The organism is Streptomyces sp. BF23-19, from assembly GCF_041106355.1.
Lineage (GTDB): Bacteria > Actinomycetota > Actinomycetes > Streptomycetales > Streptomycetaceae > Streptomyces > Streptomyces virginiae_A.
The window spans coordinates 1-18473 of the sequence record NZ_JBGBPT010000108.1; the positions used below are offsets into that span (position 1 = coordinate 1).

Below are 18473 nucleotides of genomic sequence, written 5' to 3' on the forward strand. Positions count from 1 at the left end.
CCAGGTCAGGGCGGTGCCGTGGTCGGTGGGGCCGGAGTGGGGCGCGGCGGGTGCGTGCGGGTCGGCGGGGCCGCGGACCAGGCGGCCGGCGCGGCCGCCGCTGATGGCGTCGAGGGAGGCCAGTTCACGGGCCGCCCCCTGCGGTGCGTCGGGGGCGGCGGGCATCTCCGCGACGAGGCCGAGGCGGTAGGTGCGCGGGGCGAGGTGGGCGAGGACGACGACGGGGTCCAGGGCGGGGTCGGTGCGGTCGGCTCCGTGTTCGACGACGAGGGCGTCGATCCCGGCGAGTTCGGCGTCCAGGACCGCCCGGGTGAACAGGCCCGGCCACGGCTCGGGGGCCCGGGGGTCGTGTACGGCGGGCAGCGCGGCGAACAGCAGGGGGCCGGGCGGTCTCTTCGGGTCAGACATGGAGGGCTCCGGTGGGCGTGGTGCGCGAGGGCAGGCCGAGGTTGCCGCGCAGCGTCGAGGAGGCGTAGTCGTTGGGGAACAGGCCGCGCCGCCAGAGTTCGGGGACGACCTGGTCGACGAAGTCGACGAGCGGTGCGGGCAGGGCGGGGAAGGACAGGACGAAGCCGTCGCAGGCGCGGCGTTCGAAGCGTTCCTCCATGTGGTCGGCGAGCTGCGCGGGGGTGCCGGTGAGGACGTCGCCCCGGTGGCGGGCCGGGACCCGGCCGGCGGGGCGGGTGGTGACCTGGGGGGTGAGTTCGCTCCAGATCAGCAGGTCGTCGGGGAGGCGGCCGTGGGAGGCGGCCTCGGTCTTGAGGTCGCCGTAGCGGGCCCGGGCCTCGTCGAGGGGGTGGCGGCCGGTCAGGACGACGTCGGCGTGGCGGGCCGCCAGGGAGCGTTCGGCGGGGGTGGTGGCCGTGTGGAAGAGGACGGGCCGGCCCTGCGGGAGGGGCGGTGGCGCGGCGGGCAGGTGGCGGTTCGCGGCGTCCCAGAGGGTGTGGAGGGTGTCGATGAGTTCGCCGGTGTGCTTGCAGCGCAGCGCGTCCTCCTCGGGTTCCTCGTGGCCGGGGTGGGCGGGGGTGTGGGGCTGCCAGCCCGTCCGGCCGGCGGAGAGCACGTCCAGTGCGGCGAGCCGGTGGGCGAGGGTGTCGGCGTGGGCGGCGGTGGCCGTGGTGGTGACGGCGATGCCGAGCCGGTCGGTGGCGCCGGCGAGGGCGGCGAGGAGGGTGGTGGCTTCGAGGGCGGGCGGACCGCCACGACGCCCGGTGGGGCCGGTGGGGCCGGTGGGGTGGAGGAGTTCGGGGACGAGCAGGGCGTCCAGGCGTCCGCGTTCCAGTTCCGTGGCGAGGAACTCGTGGAAGGGGTAGGCGTGGGGGTCCGGCGGTGCGGGCGGGTGGGGCGGGCCGGTGGGCCGTTCCTCCGTCCCGTTCAGCCGTACCCCGAGGGTCAGTCGTGCGGTGGTGGTTGCGGGCATGGTTCTCCCCCGTTGTGGCGTGGTGTTCGTCGGGTGGCCGGGTGTGGTGGTCAGCGTGCGCCGAGGAGGCGGACGACGCGTTCCAGTCCGGCGATGTCCCGGGCGCCGCGGGCGTAGGTGGAGACGGCCAGGGGGGCGGGGAAGCGGCGGCGGGTGACCGCGTGCGGGACGGTGAACTCCCTGAGTCCGTCGGCTCCGTGGATCCGGCCGAAGCCGGAGGCGCCGACGCCGCCGAACGGCAGGGAGGGGACGCCGGGGAAGGCCATCACGTCGTTGACGCTGACCATCCCGGAGCGGATGGAGCGGGCGAGGGCGGTGGTGCCCCGGCGGGCGAAGAGGGCCGCGCCGAGTCCGTAGGGTGAGTCGTTGGCCCGGCGTACGCCTTCGGCGGCGTCGCGGACGCGGTTGACGACCAGGACGGGGCCGAAGGTCTCCTCGCGGAGGGCGGCGGAGTCCTCGGGGACGTCGGCGAGGACGATGGGGCCCAGGACGTAGGGCGGTCGGATGGAGTCGGGGCCGCCGACGAGGGCGCGGCCGCCGCGGTCGAGGGCGTCCTGGACGTGGCGGCGGATGATGTCGAGCTGGCCGGGCATGGTGATCGGGCCGAAGTCCTGGCGGGCGTGGATCTGTCGGGCCCGGTGCGTCAGCCGGGTCAGGAAGCGTTCGTGGACGGCTTCGGCGACGTAGACCCGTTCGATGCCCGTGCAGGACTGGCCGGCGTTGGCGCAGCCGCCCCACAGGGCGGCTTCGACGGCGGCCTCGACGTCGGCGTCGGCGGCGACGACGAGGGCGTCCTTGCCGCCGAGTTCCAGGAGCACGGGGGTGACGGAGGGGGCGCAGGCCGCCAGGACGCGTGCTCCGGTGGCGCGGGAGCCGGTGAAGGCGATCTTGTCGACGCCCGAGGCGCACAGGGCCGCGCCGGTGGGGCCGGCTCCGGTGGTGAGTTGGAGGACGGGGTGTTCGGGGACGGCTTCGGCGAAGGTGTCGGTGAGCCATTTCCCGCAGGCGGGGGTGTGTTCGCTGGGTTTGAAGACGACGGCGTTGCCGGCGGCGAGGGCGTAGGCGAGGGAGCCGATCGGGGTGAACACGGGGTAGTTCCAGGGGCCGATGACGCCGATCACGCCGTACGGCTTGTACTCCAGGGTGCTGGCCTGGTTGAGCATGAGGAGCCCGGAGGGCATCTTCCTGCGGCGAAGGACGCGGTGGGCGTTGCGGGCGGCCCAGTCGACGTGGGCGAGGGTGACGGAGAGTTCGATGACGGCGTCCGCGCGGACCTTGCCGTTCTCGCGGCCGAGGAGGTCGATGATCTCGGCCCGGCGGCGGGTCATGACGCGTTTCCAGGCCAGCAGGCGGGTGCGGCGGCCGTCGTGGCCGAGGGCGTCCCACCAGCGGGCGGCGTCGCGGGCGCGGTCGGTCTTGTGGCGGACGGTCGCCTCGTCGTCGGTGGGGAAGGTGGCGACGACCCGGTCGTCGACCGGGTCGCGGGAGGTGAACCCGGTTGCTTCGAGGTCGGTGCGGGCGGTGGGCATCGGGTTCTCCTTCACGGCGCGGCGGTGGGGCGGACGGTGGGGTGGTGCCCGTGGCGGCGGGTCACGGGGTGTGTCCCGGGCGGGCGGTGGCGCCCTGGACGAGGACGGCGGTGTCGGGGTGGGCGGCGGCGCGGGCGACGTGGCCGCCGAGCGAGGCTCCCGCGACCAGGGGCGGGCGGCCGGTGGCCAGGGCGGCCTCCTGGACGGCCTCCTCGACCCGGGCGACCGCTTCCTCCAGGCGCAAGGGGCGCTCCCGGCGGGTTCGGTGTCCGGGCAGGTCGGGGGCGGTGACGCGGTCGCGGGGGGTCGGTCGGCGGGTGTGGGGGTCCCGCGTCCGGGCGCAGACCCTGATGCCGTGGACGAGGACCGGGGGTGAGCCGTCGGCGGGTCCCGCGGTCCGGATGCCGGGCCGGCCGGCGGCGGGTGTCGGTCCCGTCGTCGGGTCCGGCGTGCGGTCAGCACACATGTCTCCCCCTGGCAGGTGCGGTGCCGGCGGCCACGGACGACAGCCGGAATTCAACGCAACGTTGCGTTGCAGACTAGCGTCGAGGGCCAGCAAAATGCAACACCACGTTGCGTTGCAGTAGGCTGGGTGTCCACTCGGACGAAGGGCGGTACGCGGTGACGCGGATGCAAGACGGAGAGAGCGGCGGGCCGCGGCGCAGGGCGGAGATCTTCTCGGCCACCCTGGACATGCTGGGCAGCGTGGGCTTCGACTCCCTGACCATCGAGGGGGTGGCCCAGCGTTCGGGGGTCAACAAGACGACGATCTACCGCTGGTGGTCCTCGAAGTCGGAGCTGCTGCGCGACGCGCTGCTGCACTCGCACATCCTGCGGTTCGAGCTCGCCGACACCGGCAGCCTGCGCGGTGACCTGACGGCGCTGGCCGAGCAGGTCCAGAGCCTGCTGGACGACGAGCACCGGCGCACGATCGTCGAGGCGGCGCTGGTGGGCGCGGTGCGCCACCAGGCGATGCGGGACCTGGTGGTCTCCTTCCTCGACGACCGCTTCGGCCGGCACCGGCCCGTCTTCGAGCGTGCGGTGGCCCGGGGCGACCTGCCCGCCGACGCCGATCCGGCGCCGCTGGTGGACGCGATGGCGGGCGCCCTGTGGATGCGGGTCCTGGTGCGCCGGGGCGAGGTCGCCGGCACCTACACCCGCGACCTCGTCGGCATCCTGATGGACGGGGTCACCCGCGCCGCGGAGCGTTCCGGCGCACCTGGTCGGTGACCTGGCGCAGGTGGGCCAGGACCTCGATGTACGAGCGGGTCGCGGAGACCTCGTGGTAGGGCAGGCCCGCCGCGGCGCAGTGGGCCATCGTCAGGGGCCGGCACCTGCGCAGGTTCGGCCGCGGCACGGTGGGGAAGAGGTGGTGCTCGATCTGGTAGTTGAGGCCGCCGAAGAGGAAGTCGTGCAGTCGTGAGCTGCGGATGTTGCGGGAGGTGAGCACCTGGCGGCTCAGCCAGTCGGGCTCGGTGTCGCCTTCGCGCACCGGCATCCCCTTGTGGTTGGGGGCGAAGACGCAGCCCAGGTACACGCCGAACAGACCCTGGTGGACCGCGACGAAGACGAGGGCGCGGATCGGGTCGAGCACGCACAGGACGGCCGTGGTGTAGAGGACGGCGTGCAGCGCGAGGAGGAGGGACTCGGTGCGGGGGTGGCGGACGATCCCCCGGCGGATGGCGATCACCGATCCGACGCGCAGTCCGACGGCCTCCAGGTTGAGCAGCGGGAAGAAGAGCGGTGCCTGGTGGCGGATGACGAGGGCCCGCAGTCGGGAGACGCCCTCGGCCTGGCGCGGTGAGAAGGCCACGACGCGGCGCAGGATGTCGGGGTCGTGGTCCAGGTGGTTGGGGTGGTTGTGGTGGCGGGTGTGGTGGCTCATCCACCAGCCGTAGCTGAAGCCCAGCAGGAGGTTGCCGTGGACGAGGCCGAGGGCGGTCATCGCCCTGCGGTCGCGGGTGACCTGGGCGTGGCCCACGTCGTGGCCCAGGAGGCCGGTCTGGCCGTAGGCGAAGGCCAGGAGCACGGCGGCGGCCACCTGCCACCAGGAGTCGCCGAGCCGTCCGAACAGGGCCCAGGCCGCCGCCAACAGGGCGGTGTTGGCGGCGAACTTGAGGGTGTAGTAGCCGGTGCGGGGGCGGAGCAGGCCCGCTTCGCGCACCGCCGCCTGCAGGGGGGCGAAGGAGACGTGGGCAGGTGCCGTCGTCATGGCTGTCCCTTTCTGGGGAGGGTCATCGCTCCACGGCGCGCCTGAGCCGTCGGAGGGTGGTGCGCATTCCGGCGCGGTTGAGTTCGGCCCGGCCGCGTGCGGGTGTTCCGGTGAAGAGGAGGCCGAGGAGTTCGGTGAGGCGGGCCCCGCGGCCGGTGCGCAGGTCCTGCCAGGACTCGGTGACGTGGACGCCGCCGTCGCCGGGGGTGAAGCGGTAGCTCCAGCGGGCCACGGGGAGGCCGAACGTGCTCACCTCGAAGGTGAAGCGTTCCGGTGCCTCGGCGTGCACGACGCGGCACCAAGTGAACCAGACGAACGGCCCTTTGCGGTTGAGTCCGACAAAGCTCCGGCCGGCGGTCAGGGGGCCGCGCGGCCCGAGGACGGCCCGGCATTCGGGACTGTACCGGGCCATCACGCGGACGTCGGCGACGGCATCGTACAAATCCGTCCGGGCGGCTTTGACGAAGAGGCTTTCCTCGACCTGCATCTGACGCTGCATCATGCTCCCTTTTGTTTCCGTTCGGAACATCCGGGAGTATGCGGCACGGAGGTGAAGCTAGGCGCTCGGCAATCGTCGGGGCAACAGATTTTCGGCCAAGGGCGGGGTTCTGGCCAACCCCTCGGTCGTTCAATCCCGCCCCAAACTCGGCTGCTTGACGAGATCGCGCCGCACCCCTACGGTAGAACGAGTCGGCTCGTTCCGACCGAGGGGAGGGGAACCCTCGCGAGCTGCGGCAAGAGGTCGCGGCACACATCACACCCAGCCTTCCTCCGCCGGCGCGCACGCATCGGCGGACTGCGACCCGGGCGGGTATTCCATGGGGGAAACATGAGCAAGGCCGTATCCGCGATCGCCGGTGCGATCTGCGACGTAGCATCCACTCTTCGCCTCATCTGGCATTCCTGGGAACACTGATGTCCCGGCCCCGCGAAATCTTCGCGGAGGCGCAGCACACGAACACCGACTCCTCCCCCGGCACCCTTTGCATGCCGAATGAATGGGAGTTGACCACCATGTCCAGAATTCTTGGTCTGGTGATTCGGGAAGTCGAGCTCCGCATACCGCGCGTCAGCACCTCCATGTCACTTTCCAAGGCATCAGAAGGATGAATTGTGAGCGTCATCGAAAAGTGCACCTCGTACACCCGGGCACGTGAGGCGAAGGCCGCCGGCCTCTATCCCTATTTCCTGAACTTCGACGGCCGTGACGCCGGCTCCGCCCGTATGGCGGACGGCCGTGAGGTGGTCATGTGCGGTTCCAACGACTACCTGGGGCTGTCCACCGACCCGCGGGTCGTCGAGGCCGCCGCCCGGGCGGCGCACCGCCACGGCGCCGGCTGCACGGGATCGCGGTTCCTCAACGGCAACCTGGAACTGCACGACCAGCTCGAGCGTGAGCTCGCCCAGTTCTTCGGCAAGCCCGCCGCCCTCGTCCTGACCACCGGTTACCAGGCCAACCTCGGCGCGATCGCCGGGCTGTGCGGTCCCGGCGACATCGTCTTCCTGGACAAGGAGGCCCACGCCTCGCTCATCGACGCGGCGCGCCTGAGCCGGGCCAGGATCCAGTGGTTCGCGCACAACGACGCGGCGGACCTGGAGACCAAACTGGCCCGCGTCGCGGGCGGCGCCGACTGCATGGTCGTCGTCGACGGCGTCTACAGCATGGAGGGCGACCTGTGCCCGCTGCCCGAACTGGTGGACGTCTGCGAGAAGTACGGGGCCACCCTGCTGGTGGACGACGCGCACGGCGGCGGCGTCCTGGACAAGGGTCGCGGCACCGCCTCGCACTTCGCTCTCACCGACCGTGTCCCGCTGATCACCCTGACCTTCTCCAAGGCGTTCGGTTCGATCGGCGGCGCGGTTCTCGGCGACGAGGAAGTGATCGACTTCCTGCGCCACAACGCGCGCAGTCTGATGTTCTCCGCGAGCGCCAGTCCCTCCAACACGGCCGCCGCCCTGGAATCCCTGCGCATTCTGCAGAACGAGCCCTGGCGGTGCAGCACCGTCGCCGACAACGCCGATTTCATGCGGCGTGAACTGACGGAACTGGGCTACGAGGTCGGCGACAGCCGGACCCCGATCGTGCCCGTCGCGACGGGCGACGACATCAGCACCCTGCTCGCCTGGAATCTCCTCATCGAGCAGGGCGTGTACGTCAACGCCGTGCTGCCGCCCGCGGCGTCCCCCCGGCTGCGCACCAGCTACACCGCCGTCCAGACCGAGGAGCAGCTGGCGCGGGCGGTCGAGGGGTTCCGTGCGGTCCGCGACCGGATCCTGCGCGTCCCCGTCGGCGCGTGAACCGCCCCGTCCGTCCCTTCGACCGGAGCCGCCCGATGCCCACCGCACTTGTCACAGGAGCCACCGCCGGTCTCGGCAGGGCCTTCACCCGGGCCCTGGCGGAGCGGGGCCACGACCTCGTTCTCGTGGCGCGTTCGGAACGCGACCTGAAGGAGCACGCCGACCTCCTGCACGCCGGGCACGGTGTGCGGACCGAGGTGCTGGTCGCCGACCTCACCACCGACGAGGGCTGCGCGCTGGTCACCGCGCGGCTGGCGGCCGAACCGGCCGTGGACCTGCTCGTCAACAACGCCGGCATCGGCTACGAGAACGCCTTCGGGCAGACCGGCATCCACGCCGAGGAACGGCTGTTGGACCTCAACGTGCGGGCCGTCCTGCGGCTCACCGACGCCGCGCTGAAGGAGATGACCCGGCGGCGCTCGGGGGCCGTCGTCAACGTCGCCAGCGTCGCGGGCCTGGGCCCCGCCTGGCTGAGCTCGACGTATCCCGCCAGCAAGGCGTGGATCATCGGGTTCACCGAATCGCTGGCCGCCTCGCACCAGGTGCGCGCGGCCGGCGTGCGGATGCTGGCCCTTCTGCCCGGCTACACCCGGACCGAGTTCCACCAGCGGGCCGGCATCCCGACCACCTTCCCGCCGCCGTGGCTGTGGCTGAACGCCGACGACGTCGTGCGCACGGCCCTGCGCGACCTGGACCGGGGCAAGGTCCTCAGCATCCCGAGCCTGCGCTACAAGACCGCCGCCTGGGGACTGCGTCACCTGCCGCGCTCCCTGTCCCGGCGGTTCGCCTGGGACCTCAGCAGACCAGGCCACTGAACCGAGCAGAGAAGACTTCCATGGGGGAATCACAATGACGGGTCCGGCGATATCACCGGCCACGGCACCACAGCTCAAACTCTTCACCCACCAGCAGCTCTTCCCGGCGGACGCCTCCTACAACCTGAGCGGCCTCTACCGGGTCACCGGCGAGGTCGACGTCCCGCGGCTGCGCCTGGCACTGGGCCGCCTCGCCCGCGGCATCCGCGCCCTCAACACCCGCTTCGAGGCCCGCGACGGCGCCGTGCACGCGGTCCACCACGAGCCCGAGGACGACCTCGACACCCTCGTCCCCTTCACGGCCTCGACGGGCGGCGCCCGCGACCTCCTCGCCCACGACCTCGCGGCCAGGAGCGACACCCCGATCCCGCCGGACGCCCGCCAGTACGACTTCCGCGTCCACCGCGACGACGAAGGGGTCCACGTCACCCTCCTGTTCTCCCACCTGGTCCAGGACGGCTACAGCTTCTTCAACTTCGTCGCCGAACTGGAGCGCCTGTACGCCGACCCGGCCGCGGAGCTCTCCCCCGCGGCCCAGGACGACCCGGCGACCCTGGTCCGGGCCGCGGCCCCCGGCCCCGACACCCTGGAGTACTTCGCCGCCCGCCTCGGCCGCCTCACCACCCTGGGCGACGACCGCCTCCAGGGCCGGCGCACCTCCACCGGGGCGCTCCTGGGCGAGGAACGCAGCCTGGAGATCGATCCGGAGCTGGGCGAACTGATCCGCTCACGCACCCGGGAGCTGGGCTGCACCCCGTTCGCGTTCTTCCTCGCCGCCTACCTCGTCACCTACGCCCGGGTCACCGGCGGCCGCGAGCTGGTCACCGGCGTCCCGCTGGCCAACCGGCGCGGCCTGCGCCAGCGCCAGGCCTTCGGCTACTTCGTCAACACCCTCCCGCTGGTGGTCGACCTCACCGAACACGCCACCTTCCAGGAACTGTGCCGGGCCGTGCAGTCGGCCAGCGTCGGCATGCTGCGCCACCAGGGCTTCGACCTGGGCGCCCACGCCCGACGCGTCGCCCCCGGCCTGGCCGGCGGCCTGCTCGCCCCCGACAACACCTTCACCTACTACAAGGAGCCGCTGCGCTTCCGGCTGGCCGGCTGCACCGTCGAGTCCGTGCCGCTGCCGCGCCGCCTGGTCAAGTACCCGCTCTCCATGAACGTCGAGGACTCCGGCACCGCCTTCGTCCTCAACGCCGAATGCAGCGACGAGCAGTGGCGCACCGACCCGATCGGCGTGATGCGCAACGTCCTGACCCTGGTGGCACAGGACCCCGAGCGGCGCATCGAGGACATCCCGGCCCTGACGGCCGACGCGGAACGTGAACTGCGCGCCCTGGTCAACCCGGACACCGACCGGCCCCCCTTCGAGGTGCCGCCGTCGCTGGCCGCCTGGTTCGAACGCACCGCGCGGGCCGAACCCGACCGCGTCGCGGTGTCCGACGGTGCCCGGCGGATCACCTACGCCGAGCTGGACGCCCGGGCCCGGCAGGTCGCGCGGCGCCTGACGGCCGCCACACCCGCCACCCACGTCGGGATCGCCATGCGCCGCGGGATCGACCTGATCACCGTCGTCCTGGGCACGCTCAAGGCACGCAAGGCGTATGTGCCGCTCGACCCGAACTCGCCGGTGTCGCGCATCACCTCGATCCTGGAGAGCTTCCCGGACGGGCTGCCCGTCGTGGTCGACGACGCGGTGCGACGGCCCGCGCCCCCCGGACACCTCCTGGACGCCGCCGCGCTCCTGGCCCCGCAGGCGGACGCGCCGGACGCGCCGGCGGGGGACGCGGCGGCGGGGGGCGGCGACGATCCCGACGCGTGCGCGTACGTCATCTTCACCTCCGGCTCCACCGGCCGCCCCAAGGGCGTGCAGGTGACCCACCGCAACGTGATGCGCCTGATGCGCTCCTGCGAGGACCTGTTCGGGTTCGGGCCGCACGACACCTGGAGCCTGTTCCACTCCTACGCCTTCGACTTCTCCGTCTGGGAGATCTTCGGGGCGCTGCTGTACGGGGGCCGGCTGGCGATCGTCGGGGAGGACTGCGCCAAGTCCCCCGACCAGTTCCGGGAGTTCCTGATCCGCGAACGGGTCACGGTGCTCAACCAGACCCCGTCGGCGTTCGGGCAGCTGACGAAGGTCCTGGGCCCCGGCGACGGGGAACGACTGGCCGTGCGCCGCGTGGTGTTCGGCGGCGAGTCCCTGCGCTACGCCTCGCTGGGCGCCTGGTACGAGGTGATGGGCGAGCGGGCCCGCCTGGTGAACATGTACGGCATCACGGAGACGACGGTGCACGTCACCTTCCATCCGATCACCGCGGCCGACGCCCGCACCGAGACCCGGTCGGCGATCGGGCGGCCGCTGGCGGACCTGACGGTCACCGTCGTCGACACGGACGGCAACGTGTGCCCGCCCGGTGTGCCCGGCGAGATGCTCGTCGGCGGCGCGGGCGTGACGCCCGGCTACCTGGGCATGCCCGAACTCACCGCCGAACGGTTCCCGGTCCTGGGCGGGGAGCGTTTCTACCGCAGCGGGGACCTGGGAGTGGTGCGACCCGACGGGACGCTGGTCCACCTCGGGCGGATCGACACCCAGGTGCAACTGCGCGGCTTCCGCATCGAACTCGGGGAGATCGAGACGGCCCTGCTGCAGGTCGACGGTGTCCACGAGTGCACCGTGCGGCTCGACGAACGCGACGCGGAGCATCCGCAACTGGTCGCGTTCGCCGCCGGCACGGCACTGCCGGAGACCGGCGAGATCCGCCGGACGCTGCGCGAACGGCTGCCCGCCTACATGGTGCCCGCCCGGATCGTACGCACCGCCGCCCTCCCGCTGACCATCAACGGGAAGGTCGACGGCGCGGCGCTGCCCTGGCCGCGGGTGTCCGGGACGGGCGAGGAGCCGGCCGCGGGCACCGCCGGCGGCGGGACGGGCACCGAGGAGGCGGTGGGGGCCGTGTGGACGCGGGTGCTGCCCGGGGTCGGGTTCGGCCCCCAGGACAACTTCTTCGACATCGGCGGGTCCTCGATGCACGTCGTCGAGGTGCACCGGCTGCTGCAGGAACACCTGGCCGTACCCGGCCTGGAAATGATCGAGCTCTACACCCACACCACAGTGCGCCGCCTCGCGGCCCACATCGACGCCGTACGGGGGGCATCGGATGAATGAGACCACAGGGTCCGTGCACGGATCGGCCGGCGAGGCGGTGGCCGTCGTCGGGATGGCCGGCCGGTTCCCGGGCGCGGCCGGGACGCAGGAGTTCTGGCGGGGGCTGGTGGACGGCGTGGAGTCCGTCCGCGCGTTCTCCGACACCGAACTGGCCCGGGCGGGTGTCTCCCCGCAGGGGATCGCCTCCCCCACCCGGGTCCCGCGCGGCGCCGACCTCGCGGACGCGGACCTCTTCGACGCCGGTTTCTTCGGTGTCACCCAGCGCGACGCCCGGCTGATGGACCCGCAGCACCGGGTGTTCCTGACCTGCGCCTGGCAGGCCCTGGAGGACGCGGGACTGGCCCCGCACGCCGCGGGCGGCCCCGTGGGCGTCTTCGCGAGCACCAGCCTGAGCACCTACCTCCTGGCGAACGTGCTGCGCTCGAGCGAGTACGCGGACGCGGCCCTGTCCTACCCGGTGCTGCTCGGCAACGACAAGGACTTCCTGGCCACCCGCGTCTCCTACAAACTCGATCTGCGCGGGCCCAGCATGAGCGTGCAGAGCGCCTGCTCGAGCTCGCTGACCGCCGTGCACCTGGCCTGCCGGGCGCTGGCGCGCGGTGAGGTACGGGCCGCGCTCGCGGGCGGGGTGAGCATCACCTTCCCGCAGACCTCGGGGTACGAGTACCAGGAGGGCGGGATCCTCTCCCGCGACGGCCACTGCCGCGTCTTCGACGCCGGGTCGGCGGGCACCGTCAAGGGCAACGGCTGCGGTGTGGTGGTCCTCAAGCGGCTCGCCGACGCCCTGGCGGACGGCGACCGGATCTACGCCGTCGTGCGGGGCACCGCCGTCAACAACGACGGCTCCGACAAGATCGGTTTCACCGCCCCCGGCCCGCAGGGCCAGCAGGCGGTCATCCGGGCGGCCCTCCAGGCGTCCGGGATCCCGGCCTCGGACATCGGCTACATCGAGACCCACGGCACCGGCACCGCCGTCGGCGACCCCCTCGAACTGCACGCGCTGAGCGCCGCCTACCGGGCCGCCGGCGGGCCCGCCCCCGACTGCCTGATCGGCAGCGTCAAGGCCAACGTCGGGCACCTGGACGCGGCGGCCGGGGTGACCGGCCTGATCAAGGCGGCACTCGCGCTGTACCACCAGACGGTCCCCCGGCAGATCAACTACAGCACACCCAACCCGCAACTACGCCTGGACCGGCAGCCGTTCGACGTCCCGACCGAGTCCCTCCCGTATCCCCGCGCCACCCCTCTGCGCGCGGCCGCGGTCAGCTCCTTCGGGCTCGGCGGCACCAACGCGCACGCCGTCCTGGAAGCCCCGCCCGCCCCCACCGTCCCGGCCGCGACGACCGCGACGACCGGTGGGGGGCGGGAGGTGCGCTACCCGGTCGTCCTGTCGGCCCGCGACACCGCGGCGCTCGCCGAGACGGCCAGGGCGCTGCGCGTCCTGGTGGACGGTGCGACGCCGCCGGCCGTCCGGGACATCGCCTACACCCTGTCCACGGGCCGGGCCCTGCTCCCCGTACGCCACGTGTTCGAGGCGGCGACCCTGGCGGAGTTGCGTGCCGGGCTGGACGCGGCGGCGGCCGGGGAGCTGTCGGTGGCCGCGCCGCCCGACGGGGGCTGGGCGCACGGTCCGGCCCTGAAGGTCGCCCTGCCGGGGCACCCGTTGCGGCCCGAACGCCACTGGATCGAACCCGACACCCCGACCGCCACCGACGCCGCGCCCCCTGCCCCCTCCCCTTCCGTCTCCCCCACGGTCACGGTCACGGTCGCGGTCGCGTCCGTGGTGGGGGGTGAGGTGGAGGACGGTGTCCTGGAGGGTGTCCTGAAGGTCCTGGAGGAGGGCCTGGGCATCGACGCGATCGCCCCGGACGACGACTTCTACGACCTGGGCGGGGACTCCCTGCTCGCCGTGGAACTGGTCACCGCCCTGCGCACCCTGTTCGGGATCGACCTGGACCTCGACGAGTTCGCCCGGCTGCGGACGCCCGACGCGATGGCCGACCACGTCCGCGCGGCCCGCGCGGGCACCGGCGCCGCGGGCGGCGGGGTGCGGGCCGTCCGTGACGGCCGGGGCACACCCGTCTACCTGGTGCCGCCCGCCGGCGGCACGAACTTCCTGTACCACCGGCTGGCCGACCGGACCCCCGCGGGCCCGGCGCTGCGCGCGCTGTCCTTCCCCTCCGAGGAGGCCGGCCGGCCGGGCACCCTGCGCGAGCTCGCGGCCCTGTACGTCGGACGGATCCGCGAGGAGCAGCCGGCGGGCCCGTACCGGCTGGGCGGGTACTCCTTCGGCGGGAACGTGGCGTTCGAGATGGCGGTGCAGCTGCAGCGGGCCGGTGAGGAGGTCGAGCAGCTGATCATGCTGGACACCCATGTGCCCGAGACGTACGTGGGCGGCCACCTGGACGCGGAGGGGTTCGAGGCCGCGTTCCCGGTGCTGTTCGAGGCGGCCGCGGTGCGGGGGGTGGACCCGGGGCTGCTGCGGGAGCAGGGCTTCCTGGAGGTGTGGCAGCACAACCACGCCCTGCTGAAGGGCTACTACCCGGACCGGCCGTTCGCGGGGGACGTCACCTTGCTGCAGGCGGAGGAGCCCGAGGGCGACGCGCTGCTGGACGCGTTGCGGATGAACCCGCGCGACAAGTCCGTGTGGGGTGCGCACATCACCGGCCGGCTGCTGGTGGACAAGGTCCCCGGCGACCACTTCTCCATGTTCGACGAGGGCGACCGGATCGCCCGGCTGGGGGCGGCCTTCGGTGCGGCCCTGGCCCCCCACGACCCGGAAGGGGACCCGCGATGCTGAGCTACGGCTCGTACACCGACGGCCAGGAGCAGCCGGGCACCCGCTGGGTGTACACGGTGCGGGCCTCGGCGATGTTGCGTGACTTCATGGGGGCGCTGCGCCTCAAGCGGGGTCTGGAGCGGGGTGTGATCGCCGTGCAGGACGCGCCGGCGGAGGTCATCGGCCGGTGCGCGGTCGCCGATCCGCACGAGGTGGAGGCGGCGCTGCGGGGCGCGGCGCGGGCGGCCGCGCAGTGGTCGGTGGTGCCGTTGGCCACCCGGATGCGGTTCGTGGAGGTCTTCCACGCGTTGGTGCGTGAGAAGCACGACGAGATCGTGGACCTGATGATCGCGGAGGGGCATCCTCGGTCGCTGGCCCGCTGGGAGACCTCGGGTGTGCTGGCCAACACCGCGCCCGAGACGGTGGAGTTCCTCGCCGCGCAGATGGAGCACCGGGTCGTGACGGCCGAGCGTGAGCTGACGGTGCGGCGGGTCGCCGACGGGGTGGTCTGTCTCAATCCGCCGGCGAACGCGACCGTCGCCAACGCCCTGTTGGGGGTGTGGGCGCTCGCGGCGGGCAACGCGCTGGTGGTGCGGGCCCCGCGGAGCGCGCCGCTGGGGGTGATGCACATCCTGCGGGAGTTGATCGCGCCGGCCCTCGAGGCGGTGGGTGCCCCGGCGGGGGTGCTGTCGGTGCTCTGCTCGGACGCTCCCTCCACGCTGGCGGCGTGGCTTCAGAGCCCGTTGGTGGACGACGTCATGTACTTCGGCGGGAGCCGTCAGGGCATCGAGTTCGGTGCGCGGTGCGTGGCGGCCGGCAAGAAGCCGATCCTGGAGCTGGCGGGCAACGACATCTGTGTGGTGTGGCACGACGCGGACCTCGACCTGGCCGCGGACGCGCTCGTCGAGGCGTTCTACGGTTCCGGGCAGATCTGCATGGTCCCCAACTGTGCGGTGGTGCACCCCGACGTCGCGGACGAACTGATCGCGAAGGTGGTGGAGCGGGCCGCACGGATCAGGCCGGGCTATCCGGAGGAGCCGGACGCGTTGCTCTCCCCCGTGCTGCGCACGGACCTGTTCAGGTCGGTGCTGGAGCAGGCGCTGGAGTGCGGGGCGGAACTGGTCGGCGGTGGGCGCAGGCTCGATGTGGAGGGCCGGCCGGACGAGGTGGGCGGGTTGTTCCTGGAACCCACCGTGGTCCGGGTCGACGGCCTCAAGGGTGCCCGCGATCTGGAGGCGGTCCGCCACGAGACGTTCTTCCCGCTGCTGCCGATCGTGGTGCCCGCGCCCGGGGAGGGCGGGGACGCGGGGGATCTCCTCCAGGCGGTGGTGGAGTTCGTCGACACCAACGAGTACGGGCTGCGGAACTCGCTGTGGAGCGGTGACCGTCGGGTGATCGACCGGTTCCTGGCCGGGGTGCGGGGCGGCGGGCTGCTCAAGGTCAACGACTCGCACATCGGGTTCCTGCCGGTGCTTCCCACGCACGGCGGCACCGGTCTGACCGGCGGCCCGGGCGGCGAGGCCAACTACCCGCTGCTGCGGACCTCCCACCTGCAGGGCGTCAGTGTGGCGCGGGGTGTGCGCCCCGCCGACGCCGTGTTCGGCGATCTCACGAAGGGGGCTTCGGCCTGATGCGCGCGATGGACAGTGCACGCGAGGCGTGCGAGAAGTACCTTCCCGGTCTGGCCGGGGAGCTCCAGGGACAGGCCCTGGCCGTTCTGGAGGCGCCCGGCGGGCCCGGCATCGCCGCGTTCCGTGCCTGTGGCGGTCCGGGGCTGCTGATCCCGGGCGCGTACGGGGGCGGGGGCGCGAGCGCCCTGGACGCCGTACGGGTGGGGCGGGCGTTGGGGGCGTTGTCGCCGTCGTTGGGGGTGGCCGCGGCGATGCACAACTTCTCGGTGGCCAGTCTGGTCGCCCTGGTGTCCTCGCCGGACGCGGGCGGGCTGGAGTGGATGCTGATCGAGGCGATCGCCCGGGACCGGCTGCTGGTGGCGTCCGGGTTCGCGGAGGGCCGTACGGGCGCCGGGATCCTCGACTCGTCGGTGACGGCCGTGCCGGCCGAGGGGGGCGGCTATCTCGTCAACGGGGTGAAGCGGCCGTGCAGTCTGACCCACTCGATGGACCTGCTGACGGCCGGGGTGGCGTTGCCGGCGGCCGACGGGCGGGGCGGTGGCGAGCTGGGGGTGGCGTTGGTGCCGGCCGGGTCCCCGGGGATCACCCGTAGCCCGTTCTGGGGTTCGCCGTTCCTGGCCGGCGCGGAGAGCGACGAGGTCCGGCTGGAGGACGTGCACGTGCCGCAGGAGCTGATGCTGCGGCCCCAGGTGGAACTGGGTTCGGGTCTGGACACGCTCCAGACCGTCGGGTTCGTCTGGTTCGAGCTGTTGGTGACCTCGGCCTACACCGGTGCGGTGGCCCGGCTCGCCGAGGCGGCGGTGGCCTGCGGGCGGGGTCCGGCCGACGGGCGGGCGGCCCTGGTCACCGGTGTCGAGGCGGCGGCCGGGCTGGCCGAGAACGTGGCGCGGCACATCGACGCCGGGCCGGTGGGCAACGACGAGCTGGCCGCCTCCCTGACGGCCCGCTACGCCGTGCAGGACCTGTTGGTGGACGTCGCCGACCGGGCGGCCGAGGTGCTGGGCGGGCTGGCGTTCGCCTCCTCGCCCGATGTCGGGAGCCTGCTGGCGGTGAGTCGGGCGCTGGCCTTCCATCCGCCGTCGCGCACGGCGTCGGCGCAGGCGCTGCTGGACCACGCCGGCGGCGCCCCGCTGCGGGTGCGGTGACGGGCGTGACCACACACGCACCCACCCCCGCGACCACACCCACACCCGTGGCTGCACCCACACCCGTGGCTGCGGCCGGGGCCGCAGCCACACCCGCGGCCGGGGCGACGCCCGCGCCCGCGGTGACGCCCGTGCCCGGGGTGACGCCCGTGCCCGGGGTGACGCCCGTGCCCGGGGTGATGCCCGCGCCCGCGGTGGGCGGGGTGCGGGAGGAGGTGTCGGGGCGGGAGGTCGCCGCCGGGTACAAGGCGCATCTGAGTCGGGGGCGCGGCAAGCTGGGCGAGATGTTCGGCGGGCACGTGGAGGTGTCCTCGGCGGGCTGCCGGGTACGGACCGCGGACGGGCGGGAGTTCCTGAACGCGGGCGGGTACGGGGTGTTCCTGACCGGTGCCTGTCATCCGCGGGTGGTCGCGGCGGTCGAACGACAGATCCGTACGCTGCCGCTGTCGACGCGGCTGCTGCTGGAGCCGTCGGCCGCGCGGGCCGCGGCCGCCCTGGCCGGGGTCAGTCCGGCCGGCCTGGAGCGGGTGCATTTCACCGGTTCGGGTGCGGAGGCGGTGGAGACGGCGCTGAAACTGGCGCGCAGTCTCGGTCACCGCCGGGTGATCGCGACGCGGGGCGGCTACCACGGCAAGACGCTCGGCGCGCTGTCGGTGACCGGGAAGCCGCTGTACCAGGACCCGTTCCGGCCGTTGCTGCCGCTGGTCTCCCACGTCCCCTACGGTGACCTGGCGGCGTTGGCCGCCGAGATCGGCGGTGACGGTTCGGACGCGGTGGTGATCCTGGAGCCGGTCCAGGGCGAGGCGGGGGTGGTCATCCCGCCCGACGGCCACCTGCGCGACGTCGAGGAGCTGTGCCGGGCGACCGGCGCCCTGTTCGTCCTGGACGAGATCCAGACCGGGATGGGGCGGCTCGGCGCGTGGTGGGGCGCCGACCGTGAGCGGGTGAGCCCCGACATCCTGCTGGCGGGGAAGTCGCTGAGCGGCGGGGTGATCCCGGTGGCCGCGGCGATCGCCACACCACGCGCGTTCGCGGCGTTCGACCGTGACCCGTTCATCCACACCTCGACGTTCTCGGCGGCACCGGTCGCGATGGCGGCCGCGACGGCGGCGATCGAGGTGATCCGCGACGAGGACCTGACCGGGCGTGCCGCACGACTGGGCGAGGTGCTCCTGGGCCGGCTGCGCGAGACGGTGGCCGAGCACTGCGCGCACCTGGTCCGCGAGGTGCGGGGGGTGGGGCTGCTGATGGGCGTGGAGTTCCACGACGCGGGCAGCGCCGGGGAGTTCCTGCTGGCGCTGCTGGACCGCGGCGTCATCGTCAACCACTCGCTGAACGCGCACACGGTGGTGCGGTTCACGCCGCCCGCGGTGCTGAGCGACGCGGAGGTCGACGAACTGTCCGAGGCGGTCCGGGGAGCCGCCCGGGAGATCGGCCGGCGTTCCGTGCCGGCCGCACACACGAGAGGGAGCAACTGA

General features: G+C 73.2%; 14 protein-coding genes. 8 read left to right on the forward strand and 6 right to left on the reverse strand.

Features of this window, described 5'->3' with window-relative positions; all coding sequences use genetic code 11:
* The 4 genes from AB8A24_RS38350 to AB8A24_RS38365 all read right to left on the reverse strand — a co-directional run.
* Nucleotides 1–408: LLM class flavin-dependent oxidoreductase (locus AB8A24_RS38350; RefSeq protein ID WP_369478807.1), on the reverse strand; the 408-nt coding region annotated here is incomplete at its 3' end.
* Entirely contained in the window at nucleotides 401–1420 is a 1020-nt protein-coding gene (locus AB8A24_RS38355; RefSeq protein WP_369478808.1) for an LLM class flavin-dependent oxidoreductase, read from the reverse strand. The genes AB8A24_RS38355 and AB8A24_RS38350, both read right to left, overlap by 8 nt.
* A gap of 50 nt (nucleotides 1421–1470) precedes the next feature.
* Complete coding sequence (locus AB8A24_RS38360) at nucleotides 1471–2949, reverse strand: aldehyde dehydrogenase family protein (protein WP_328959624.1); 1479 nt, start codon at nucleotides 2947–2949, stop codon at nucleotides 1471–1473.
* Between the two features lie 61 nt (nucleotides 2950–3010).
* A complete protein-coding gene (locus tag AB8A24_RS38365) occupies nucleotides 3011–3415 on the reverse strand; it encodes an alpha/beta fold hydrolase (RefSeq protein WP_369478809.1) in 405 nt (134 codons plus the stop codon).
* Nucleotides 3416–3579: 164 nt separating this feature from the next.
* Here AB8A24_RS38365 and AB8A24_RS38370 point away from each other — a divergent pair, with 164 nt between their 5' ends.
* On the forward strand, nucleotides 3580–4179 hold the full coding sequence (locus AB8A24_RS38370; RefSeq protein ID WP_328959626.1) for a TetR/AcrR family transcriptional regulator: 600 nt from the start codon (nucleotides 3580–3582) through the stop codon (nucleotides 4177–4179).
* On the opposite strand, the gene AB8A24_RS38375 is transcribed toward AB8A24_RS38370, so the two are convergent.
* Together AB8A24_RS38375 and AB8A24_RS38380 are read right to left on the reverse strand one after the other, a co-directional pair.
* On the reverse strand, nucleotides 4139–5161 hold the full coding sequence (locus AB8A24_RS38375; protein ID WP_369478810.1) for a fatty acid desaturase: 1023 nt from the start codon (nucleotides 5159–5161) through the stop codon (nucleotides 4139–4141). The two genes, AB8A24_RS38370 and AB8A24_RS38375, sit on opposite strands and share 41 nt — an antisense overlap.
* A 22-nt stretch (nucleotides 5162–5183) precedes the next feature.
* Nucleotides 5184–5663 carry an SRPBCC family protein gene (locus AB8A24_RS38380; RefSeq protein ID WP_369478811.1) on the reverse strand — a complete coding sequence of 160 codons (480 nt, stop codon included), beginning with the start codon at nucleotides 5661–5663 and terminating at the stop codon, nucleotides 5184–5186.
* Nucleotides 5664–6274: 611 nt separating this feature from the next.
* Here AB8A24_RS38380 and AB8A24_RS38385 point away from each other — a divergent pair.
* The 7 genes from AB8A24_RS38385 to AB8A24_RS38415 are packed head-to-tail and all read left to right on the forward strand — an operon-like array spanning nucleotide 6275 to nucleotide 18473.
* Entirely contained in the window at nucleotides 6275–7459 is a 1185-nt protein-coding gene (locus AB8A24_RS38385; protein ID WP_328959629.1) for a pyridoxal phosphate-dependent aminotransferase family protein, read from the forward strand.
* A gap of 35 nt (nucleotides 7460–7494) precedes the next feature.
* Nucleotides 7495–8274: an SDR family oxidoreductase gene (locus AB8A24_RS38390; protein ID WP_266385458.1), complete on the forward strand. Its 780-nt coding sequence runs from the start codon at nucleotides 7495–7497 to the stop codon at nucleotides 8272–8274.
* Between the two features lie 34 nt (nucleotides 8275–8308).
* On the forward strand, nucleotides 8309–11440 hold the full coding sequence (locus tag AB8A24_RS38395; RefSeq protein ID WP_369478812.1) for an amino acid adenylation domain-containing protein: 3132 nt from the start codon (nucleotides 8309–8311) through the stop codon (nucleotides 11438–11440).
* Nucleotides 11433–14240, forward strand: a complete 2808-nt coding sequence (locus AB8A24_RS38400; protein ID WP_369478813.1) for a beta-ketoacyl synthase N-terminal-like domain-containing protein — start codon at nucleotides 11433–11435, stop codon at nucleotides 14238–14240. The genes AB8A24_RS38395 and AB8A24_RS38400 overlap by 8 nt, the downstream gene beginning before the upstream one ends.
* A complete protein-coding gene (locus AB8A24_RS38405; protein ID WP_369478814.1) occupies nucleotides 14234–15850 on the forward strand; it encodes an aldehyde dehydrogenase in 1617 nt (538 codons plus the stop codon). Before AB8A24_RS38400 ends, AB8A24_RS38405 begins: the two co-directional genes overlap by 7 nt.
* A gap of 8 nt (nucleotides 15851–15858) precedes the next feature.
* Nucleotides 15859–16995, forward strand: a complete 1137-nt coding sequence (locus tag AB8A24_RS38410; RefSeq protein WP_328959633.1) for an acyl-CoA dehydrogenase family protein — start codon at nucleotides 15859–15861, stop codon at nucleotides 16993–16995.
* 47 nt (nucleotides 16996–17042) lie between these two features.
* A complete protein-coding gene (locus AB8A24_RS38415; protein WP_369478815.1) occupies nucleotides 17043–18473 on the forward strand; it encodes an aspartate aminotransferase family protein in 1431 nt (476 codons plus the stop codon).